The sequence below is a fragment of the Terriglobales bacterium genome, from assembly GCA_035454605.1.
GTDB lineage: Bacteria > Acidobacteriota > Terriglobia > Terriglobales > Acidobacteriaceae > DATMAB01.
Window position 1 is genome coordinate 1 of the sequence record DATIGQ010000017.1, and the last position, 5,587, is coordinate 5,587.

The window sequence follows — 5,587 nt, forward strand, 5'->3', positions numbered from 1 at the left end:
GCACCAGCGAGGAGCAGCTTCCCGCGCAAGGCTCCTGCTCCAGGGCGACCAGGACCGCTGGCGTGTGTTCCACCGCCCGGCGGAAGCGGAACCAGGAGGTGAGCGGGACGCGTCGCGCCATGCGGTGCGGCACGTCGCCCAGGTCCAGCACCACCAATCCGAATCCGCCCGCGTTCACGAGCAGGTCGGCGGCGCGCAGAGCCTGCTCCATTCGTCGCAGAGTGTCCTGTTTTTCCCGGTTTCCGTTTTTGCTGATGGCTGACGGTTGATGGCTGACGGCTGTTTTCCCGCATCGCACCCACAGCAGTCGTTTCAGATCCACGCCCGCGGCCGCGGCGGATTCGGGATCGAAGGCGTCGCCGGCATCGACCAGGGCGCAGACCTCGCCCCGGGCGGTGGCCACCGCCATCAGGGAAAGCAGCAGGCTGGTACGGCCGGAGGACGCCGGTCCGCAGATTTCCGTCAACGCCCCGCGCGGCAGGCCACCGGTAAGGGCGTCGATTTCTTCGACCCCGGTGGGCACGGTCTCCGGCGCTGTGCGCTCCGCCAGCCGGGGGAAGGGAATCAGGCTTCCCGGGCCCAGCTTTTCCTGCGAAGAAAGATAGGAGCGGAGCGCAGCGGCGTTCATGGGAGTCCTCAAGAAGCGGAAGCGATTGCGGGAGCTACTTTCGCTTTTTATTCGCCAAGCGAGAGCCATTCTGCTCCCCCTCCAAGCGGCTTGTCAAGCCCCATCTGGGGTGCAAGAAAACAGGTGCAAAATCGCGCGCCCCGTGATACAAAATCGGCCCTCTTCCCTGGCCTTATTTATTTACGAGCAAGTAAACCTTAAGGACTCATTCCCGGGAGGCGCCATGCTGGAAACCCTGGACCTGAAAAAGAAGCTTTCCAAACCCGCTTACTCCAAGGCCATGAAGGAATTGCAGGAGAAGCTGCGCGGGCTGCAATACGCCGCCCAGAAGGCCGAACTGCCGGTCATCATCTGCCTGGAAGGATGGGACACGGCCGGCAAGGGCCAGGTGATCAAGAAGCTGACGGAGCGTTTGGATCCGCGCCTGTTCCGGGTGCATCCCGGCTCCCCGCCCTCGCCACTGGAGCAGCGCTTCCACTTTCTGTGGCGTTACCAGGTGGCGTTGCCCAACGACGGCGAGATGGCTGTGTTCGATCACTCCTGGTACGGACGCGTCCTGGTGGAGCGCTGCGACAAGCTGGTGAAGAAAAAGCTCTGGCGCGCCGCCTACGAACAGATCAACGAGTTCGAGCGCTGGCTCACCGACGACGGCCTGGTGCTGATCAAGCTCTGGATGCACATTTCCAAGAAAGAACAGAAGAAGCGCTTCGCCGACGCGCTGAAGGATCCGCTGCTGCGCTGGAAGATCACCAAGGAGTACAAGCGGCACCACAAGCAGTACAACCGCTGGATGACGGCGGTGGAGGAGATGCTGGCCAAGACCAACACCGCCCATGCTCCGTGGACGCTGATCGAGGCCAACGATTCGCGCTGGGCGCGGGTGCGGGTGTTTGAGACGCTGGTTTCGCGCATCGAAGAAGCGCTGAAGCGCCGGCGCGATCATCCCGAGCTGGTGTCGCGTACGGCGGCGGCGCGCACTGCCGGCAAGCAGGCGCGCGAAGCCCGCGCCGCCCACGATGCCGAGCGCGGTCGCGAAGAGGAACGCAAGACTACCGAGGCCATCCCCGCCTAGGGGATTGTCATCCTGAGCGAGGCGCTTGTTTTTTTGCCGAGCGAAGGATCTGGGCGCGCCGAATCGCGCCGATGCGCGAAAGGCGCGCATCCGCTTTGTAAGGAGAGAGGCCGACCATGCTGGAAAAACTCGATCTGAGCAAGAAGCTGAACGATAAGCAGTACGACGAACAATGTGGCAAGCTGCAGGTGCGTCTGCGCGAGCTGCATTTTGAGATGTTCAAGCAGCAGGTGCCGGTACTGTGCATGTTCGAGGGCTGGGATGCGGCCGGCAAGGGCGGCGCCATCAAGCGCGTCACCGAGACGCTCGATCCGCGCGGCTTCACCGTCTCCGCCTATGCCGCGCCCCACGGCGAAGAGCGCACGCACCACTATCTGTGGCGCTTCTGGCGCAAGCTGCCGCGCTCCGGCCATCTGGCCATCTTCGACCGCAGCTACTACGGCCGCGTCCTGGTGGAACGGGTGGAAGGCTTCTGCAGCGAGGAGGAGTGGCGCCGCGCCTACGCCGAGATCAACGAGTTCGAGGCCCACCAGAATTCCTTCGGCATGGTCATCTGCAAGTTCTGGGTCCACATCGGCAAGGACGAACAGTATCGGCGCTTCAAGAGCCGCGAGCTCGATCCCTACCGTTCCTACAAGCTCACCGACGAGGACTGGCGCAACCGCGCCAAGTGGGATGAGTACTTCGGCGCCGTCGAAGACATGCTGTTGCACACCTCGACCTCCTACGCCCCCTGGACTGCCGTCGAGGGTAACAACAAGCATTGGGCGCGGGTGAAGGTGCTACGCACCATCGTAGGCGCTATCGAGAAACGGCTGAACTGACCGGCGCGAGCGAATCCCGCTTGCGGGATGAGCGGGAAACCGCCGGCGTCATGCTTCGTCCGCCGTGGAGGACAGAGGCTCTCGGGGCTTCAGGGGTATGCGAAACTTCCTGCCCTCCTCGTCATCTGACGTGCATGGCATTTCGCACTTGTGACATTCGCGACCTGGCTGTGCCCGTTGAAGAGTGCGTGGCGAAACTCCGTGGCCGATGCGCAGCGCTGGCCGCCATCAGCGGCATCGATTCGTCCGGCAAAGGCTACATTACCGCCCGGCTGGCGGAAGAATTGGCGCGCCGCGGCCTCCATCCGGCCGTCATCAACATCGACCCCTGGCATTTGCCGCAGACAGTTCGCTTTAGCGAAACCGATCCGGGCGGCCACTTCTATCGCAACACCTTCCGTTGGGACGACTTCTTCCGCCTGCTGATCGAGCCCTTGCGCGCCGGGCGCTCGATTCACCTCACCACAAGCTTGATCGAGATCGCCCGCGACCGCTATTACGACTACACCTATGACTTCCGCGATGTTGACGTCATCCTTCTCGAAGGCATTTTCGTGCTGAAGAAGGAGTATCGCAACCGCTATGACCTGCGCTACTGGGTAGAATGCTCGTTCGAAACCGCGCTGGCCCGCGCTATGGCCCGCAACCAGGAAGGCTTGCCGCCAGAAGAGATCGTGCGCGACTACCGACGGATCTATTTCCCCGCGCAGCGCGTCCACCTCGCGCAGGACGACCCGATAGCTCACGTGGATGCGATCTACGAGAATGACGGGGAAGTCGTGCTGGACGTCGAACCACGATCGTCCCAAGCCGTCGGTCGCTGACGGGTTTGTTATAATTTTTCTGGCGGCGGCGGCTTCTTACGGCCGCCGATCACCGGCCACGGACCACCGCTTTTTCGGCGCTATCGTCTAGGGGTTAGGACGGGAGATTCTCAATCTCCAAACCCGGGTTCGATTCCCGGTAGCGCTACCAAAACCCACCTGCCGCTTCCTCTTTGATACTGGGGCAGCTTTCTTGGGAACGGGAACTCGTTTGGTTAGGCTGCTAGAGTTGAAGTACGCACCGGAAGGATGGCTTTGAGCAAGATTCGCAACATCGCGATCATCGCCCACGTAGACCACGGCAAGACCACGCTGGTGGACGCCATGCTGCGCCAGAGCGGCGTCTTCCGCGCCAACCAGGAACTGGTGGACCGGGTGATGGACTCCAACGAGTTGGAGCGGGAGCGCGGCATCACCATCCTGGCCAAGAACACGGCCGTGTTCTATGGCGACGTGAAGATCAACATTGTGGATACGCCCGGACACAGCGACTTCGGCGGCGAAGTGGAGCGCGCCCTGAAGATGGTGGATGGCGTCATGCTCCTGGTGGATGCCAGCGAGGGGCCGCTGCCGCAGACCCGCTACGTGCTAAGCAAAGCGCTGGAGGCCCGGCTGCCTCCGCTGGTGGTCATCAACAAGATCGACCGCTCCGACGCCCGCCCCCAGGAAGTGCTGAACGAGATCTACGACCTGTTCATCGATCTGGATGCTACCGAGGACCAGCTCGAGTTCCCGGTGCTGTACACCAACGCCAGGTCGGGGACGGCGTCGGCAAGCGCAGCCCAGGCGGGAGCCGACCTGCGTCCGCTCTTTGACGCCATCGTCAACACCCTGCCCGCTCCGGCCGGCGATCCCGACGCTACCCTGCAGATCCTGGTGGCCAATCTCGATTACAGCGACTACCTGGGGCGGCTGGCCATTGCGCGGGTGTTCAACGGGACCTTGCGCACCGGCGATCAGGTGGGAATCGCCAAGCTTGATGGGACGCTGGAGAAAGTCACCATCACCAAGCTGTTCTCCTTCCGCGGCCTGAATCGCGTGGATATCGAGCAGACCGAACTGGGCGACATCGTGGCTATCGCCGGCGTCACCGGGATCACCATCGGGGAAACCATCACCAGCGCAGAAGCGCCCGCGCCCCTTCCCAGGACCTTGATCGACGAGCCCACCATCGCCATGCTGTTCACCGTGAACACCTCGCCGTTCGCGGGCCGGGAAGGGCAGTACGTCACCTCGCGCAACCTGCGCGAACGGCTGCAGAAGGAACTGCTCACCAACGTGTCCATCCGGGTAGAAGATACCGGCAGCCCGGATTCGTTCCGGGTGACGGGCCGCGGCGAGCTGCAACTCTCCATCCTCATCGAGATGATGCGACGCGAGGGCTACGAGTTGATGGTGGGAAAGCCGGAGATCGTCACCCGCACGCAAGACGGCAAGGTGATGGAGCCGGTGGAGCGGCTCACCGTGGACGTTCCCGAGGAATTCATCGGCGTGGTCCTGGAGAAGCTGGGAACGCGCAAGGCGGAAACGCTCAAGATGCACAACCACGGTTACGGCCGCGTGCGCATGGAGTTCCGTGTGCCCAGCCGCAGCCTGATCGGGCTGCGCAGCGAACTGCTGACAGACACTCGCGGCACCATCGTGATGAACGCCCTCTTCGACGGCCATATCGAGTGGCAGGGTGAGATTCCCCACCGCCTTACGGGCGCACAGGTGTCAGACCGCCCCGGCGCCACCACCGCCTACGCGCTTTGGGGTTTGCAGGAGCGCGGCGAGTTGTTCGTGGCTCCCGGCACCGAGGTCTACGAAGGCATGATCATCGGCGAGAACGCCCGCGAGAACGATCTGGACGTCAACTGCGTGCGCGAGAAGAAGCTCACCAACATGCGCAGCTCTACCGCCGATGACGCCATCCGGCTGGTACCGTACCGCGCGCTCAATCTCGAGCAGGCGATCGAGTTCATCGCCGACGATGAGTACGTCGAAGTGACCCCGAAATCGCTGCGCCTGCGTAAGAAAGTGCTGCAAGCGAACCGGCGTCCACGCAAGAACGCCGTGCCGGTGGCCACGCCGGCCAGCGAATAGCGGCAAACGGCCTTCTGTTCACATTCCAATCGGCCGTCTGAATTGACTTCCCCCAGCATCGAGCGTAAGATTGATTTCGAGCGAGTTTCTCTTTCTTCTCACTCTTTCAGATCTTCTGATCTAAGTCAGGCTGTCTGAAGCACGCCCCCCTTAG

5 protein-coding genes and 1 tRNA gene are annotated in these 5,587 nt (G+C 62.6%); 5 read left to right on the forward strand and 1 reads right to left on the reverse strand.

From position 1 onward, the window contains the following. A partial coding sequence (locus VLE48_01470; protein HSA91654.1) for a hypothetical protein occupies nucleotides 1–628 on the reverse strand: 628 nt, incomplete at its 3' end. 223 nt (nucleotides 629–851) lie between these two features. Between VLE48_01470 and VLE48_01475 the strand changes: the two genes are divergently transcribed. The 5 genes from VLE48_01475 to typA all read left to right on the forward strand — a co-directional run bounded on the left by VLE48_01475 (nucleotide 852) and on the right by typA (nucleotide 5,433). Then, nucleotides 852–1,700: a hypothetical protein gene (locus tag VLE48_01475; GenBank protein ID HSA91655.1), complete on the forward strand. Its 849-nt coding sequence runs from the start codon at nucleotides 852–854 to the stop codon at nucleotides 1,698–1,700. Nucleotides 1,701–1,816: 116 nt separating this feature from the next. Then, complete coding sequence (locus tag VLE48_01480) at nucleotides 1,817–2,524, forward strand: hypothetical protein (protein ID HSA91656.1); 708 nt, start codon at nucleotides 1,817–1,819, stop codon at nucleotides 2,522–2,524. A gap of 134 nt (nucleotides 2,525–2,658) precedes the next feature. Then, complete coding sequence (locus VLE48_01485; GenBank protein HSA91657.1) at nucleotides 2,659–3,348, forward strand: hypothetical protein; 690 nt, start codon at nucleotides 2,659–2,661, stop codon at nucleotides 3,346–3,348. A 76-nt stretch (nucleotides 3,349–3,424) separates the two neighbouring features. Beyond that, nucleotides 3,425–3,499: transfer RNA gene (locus VLE48_01490), tRNA-Glu, on the forward strand. Nucleotides 3,500–3,603: 104 nt separating this feature from the next. Beyond that, a complete protein-coding gene (gene typA, locus VLE48_01495) occupies nucleotides 3,604–5,433 on the forward strand; it encodes a translational GTPase TypA (protein HSA91658.1) in 1,830 nt (609 codons plus the stop codon). Nucleotides 5,434–5,587 lie beyond the last annotated feature (154 nt).

What these genes read in the sequence shown, in the direction of transcription:
- VLE48_01475 (HSA91655.1), top strand. Translation starts at nt 852, where the DNA reads ATGCTGGAAACCCTGGACCTGAAAAAGAAGCTTTCCAAACCCGCTTAC.
- VLE48_01480 (HSA91656.1), top strand. Translation starts at nt 1,817, where the DNA reads ATGCTGGAAAAACTCGATCTGAGCAAGAAGCTGAACGATAAGCAGTAC.
- VLE48_01485 (HSA91657.1), top strand. Translation starts at nt 2,659, where the DNA reads ATGGCATTTCGCACTTGTGACATTCGCGACCTGGCTGTGCCCGTTGAA.